We start from the raw sequence: 3220 nt of genomic DNA, 5'->3' as shown, positions 1-3220 counted from the left end.
CAAGGCGGCCGGCAACATGGTCGACCTCGACTCCAACCCGACCAAGCTCATCGAGATCGTCGAGATCGGCAAGCAACTCCTCATCACCCGGGGCGCGCTGACCACGTTCTCCATCGCCAACGACGTCGCGAAGTACTTCGCGATCATCCCGGCGCTGTTCGCGGCGGTCTACCCGGGCCTGGACAAGCTCAACATCATGGGCCTGTCCTCGCCGGACTCCGCGATCCTGTCCGCCGTCATCTTCAATGCGCTCATCATCATCGCGCTCGTGCCGCTGTCCCTGAAGGGCGTGCAGTACAGGCCGGTGAGCGCGGACCGGATGCTCCGCCGCAACCTCACGATCTACGGCATCGGCGGACTGGTCGCCCCCTTCATCGGTATCAAGATCATCGACATGATCATCTCCCTCATCCCCGGGATCGGCTGACCGCCATGAACAACTCCGTAAGCAACACCGCCCGGTTGCTCTGGGCGGGCCTGCGAGCCCTCCTCGTGCTGACCCTGGTGACGGGCGTCGTCTACCCGCTGGCCGTCACCGGCATCGCCCAGGGGCTGTTCGACGACAAGGCGAACGGCTCCGAGATCAAGGCGGACGGCAAGGTCGTCGGCTCCTCGCTCATCGGCCAGGCCTACAACCTGCCGCTGAAGAAGGGCCAGGAGACCCCGGAACCGGACCTCAAGTGGTTCCAGGGCCGCCCGGCCAACGGCCTCGGCGCCAACACCGTCAACACCCAGTACAAGCTGATCCTGTCCGGTGCCACCAACCTCTCGGCAGACAACAAGGACCTGATCAAACAGGTCGAGGACGCCAAGGCCGCGGTCGTCAAGGACAACTCGGTGCCCGGCTACACGGTCAAACCGTCCCAGGTCCCCGCCGACGCCGTCACCTCCTCCGGTTCCGGCCTGGACCCGGCCATCTCCCCGGCCTACGCCGAACTCCAGGTCCACCGGATCGCCGTGAAGAACGGCCTGTCCGTCTCCGCGGTGGAGAACCTGGTGAAGGACCACACAGAGGGCCGCACCCTGGGCTTCATGGGCGAACCTCGAGTGAACGTCCTCGAACTCAACATTGCGCTCAAGGCCCTTGTGGCGAAGCACTGATGGGATTACGCGACACGCGCGGGAGTTGGCGGCCGGGAGACAGCCTGGTTCCGTCAACTCCCGCAGTCGTGAGCTCGGTTGCCTCGTGTCCGACGCCCCCGGCCCGACGTACGACATGAAAGGCGCACACCCATGACCCGGGTGCTCGTGGTGGAGGACGACCCGCAGCTCGTACGGGCCCTCGTGATCAACCTGCAGGCCCGCCAGTACGGCGTCGACGCGGCCCCCGACGGTGCCACCGCGCTCCGCCTGGCGGCAGCGCGCCAGCCGGACGTGGTGATGCTGGACCTCGGGCTCCCCGACATGGACGGCGTCGACGTCATCCGGGCCCTGCGCGGCTGGTCCCGCGTACCGATCATGGTCCTGTCGGCCCGGCAGTCCTCCGACGAGAAGGTCGCTGCCCTCGATGCCGGTGCCGACGACTACATCACCAAGCCCTTCAGCATGGACGAGCTGCTCGCCCGGCTGCGGGCCGCCGTGCGCCGGACCGAGGACGTGCCCCTGGCCCCCGAGACGAAACTCGTGAAGACAGAGGACTTCACCATCGACCTGCTCGCGAAGAAAGTCGTACGGGACGGGCGGGACGTCCGCCTCACCCCAACCGAATGGCACCTGCTGGAGATCCTGGTCACCAACCCCGGCCGCCTGATCACCCAGAAGCACCTGCTGCAGGAGGTGTGGGGGGTCTCGCAGAGCAACAAGACCAACTACCTGCGCGTCTACATGGCTCAACTACGGCGCAAACTGGAAACAGATCCCTCCCATCCCCGCTATCTCATCACCGAGCCCGGCATGGGCTACCGCTTCGAGGGATGACATGACACGCGGCAAGCTCCGGATCCACCTCGGCGCGGCACCCGGCGTCGGCAAGACCTACGCCATGCTCTCCGAGGCCCACCGCCGGGTGGAGCGGGGCACCGACTGTGTCGTGGCCTTCGTCGAGCACCACAGCCGGCCGCGCACCGAGGTGATGCTGCACGGCCTGGAGCAGGTGCCACGCAGGGAGATCGAGTACCGGGACAGCACCTTCACCGAGATGGACGTCGATGCGGTCCTCGCCCGTCGCCCCCAGGTGGCTCTCGTCGACGAACTGGCCCATACCAACGTCCCCGGCTCCCGGAACACCAAGCGCTGGCAGGACGTCGAGGAACTGCTCGCGGCCGGCATCGACGTGATCTCCACCGTCAACATCCAGCACCTCGAATCGCTGGGGGACGTCGTGGAGTCGATCACGAGCGTACGGCAACGCGAAACCGTCCCCGATGAGGTCGTACGACGCGCCGACCAGATCGAGCTGGTCGACATGTCCCCGCAGGCCCTGCGCCGCCGCATGGCGCACGGCAACATCTACAAGCCGGACAAGGTCGACGCAGCGCTCTCCAACTACTTCCGCCCCGGCAACCTCACCGCCCTGCGCGAGCTGGCGCTGCTGTGGGTGGCCGACCGGGTCGACGCGTACCTGACCGAGTACCGCAGCGAGCACCGCGTCTCCACCATCTGGGGCTCCCGCGAGCGGATCGTGGTCGGCCTGACCGGCGGCCCCGAGGGCCGCACGCTGATCCGCCGAGCCACACGCCTGGCGGAGAAGGGCGCCGGCGGCGAGGTGCTCGCCGTCTACATCTCCCGCAGCGACGGCCTGACCGCCGCCTCCCCGAAGGAACTGGCCGTCCAGCGCACCCTGGTCGAGGACCTCGGTGGCACCTTCCACCAAGTCGTCGGCGACGACATATCCGCCGCCCTGCTCGACTTCGCCCGCGGCGTCAACGCCACCCAGATCGTCCTCGGCGTCTCCCGCCGCAAGGGCTGGCAGTACGTCTTCGGACCCGGCGTCGGCGCCACCGTCGCCCGGGAATCTGGACCCGACCTCGACGTCCACCTCATCACCCACGACGAGGTGGGCAAGGGCCGCGGTCTGCCGGTCGCCGCCCGAGGCGCGCGGCTCGGCCGGGCCAGGCTCATCTGGGGCTGGCTGGTCGGCATCGGTGGACCGCTGCTGCTGACCTGGCTTCTGAGCAGCTTCGTCCCCGAGGTGGGGCTCGCCAACGACATGCTGCTGTTCCTGACCATGACGGTGGCGGCGGCCCTGCTGGGCGAAACCACCCTGGAGGCGCTCCTGGAC

3 protein-coding genes and 1 pseudogene are annotated in these 3220 nt (G+C 67.9%); all 4 read left to right on the top strand.

The window, feature by feature from the left end; all coding sequences use genetic code 11:
• Window positions 1-427 (top strand): annotated as a pseudogene (locus ACFW2E_RS44160) (potassium-transporting ATPase subunit B); the annotation flags it as partial.
• A 5-nt stretch (window positions 428-432) separates the two neighbouring features.
• A complete protein-coding gene (locus ACFW2E_RS44155) occupies window positions 433-1101 on the top strand; it encodes a potassium-transporting ATPase subunit C (protein WP_384477024.1) in 669 nt (222 codons plus the stop codon).
• 132 nt (window positions 1102-1233) lie between these two features.
• Window positions 1234-1917, top strand: a complete 684-nt coding sequence (locus ACFW2E_RS44150; RefSeq protein ID WP_384477022.1) for a response regulator — start codon at window positions 1234-1236, stop codon at window positions 1915-1917.
• Window position 1918: 1 nt separating this feature from the next.
• On the top strand, window positions 1919-3220 hold a 1302-nt coding region (locus ACFW2E_RS44145; protein ID WP_384477018.1), incomplete at its 3' end, for a universal stress protein.

Origin of the sequence: Streptomyces sp. NPDC058964 (genome assembly GCF_042741275.1) — a bacterium.
GTDB lineage: Bacteria > Actinomycetota > Actinomycetes > Streptomycetales > Streptomycetaceae > Streptomyces.
The sequence above is the reverse complement of the archived record's forward strand: the minus strand, read 5'-3'. Positions and strand labels throughout refer to the sequence as shown.

Coding starts and splice junctions, on each gene's coding strand:
- ACFW2E_RS44155 (WP_384477024.1), top strand. CDS start 433: ATGAACAACTCCGTAAGCAACACCGCCCGGTTGCTCTGGGCGGGCCTG.
- ACFW2E_RS44150 (WP_384477022.1), top strand. CDS start 1,234: ATGACCCGGGTGCTCGTGGTGGAGGACGACCCGCAGCTCGTACGGGCC.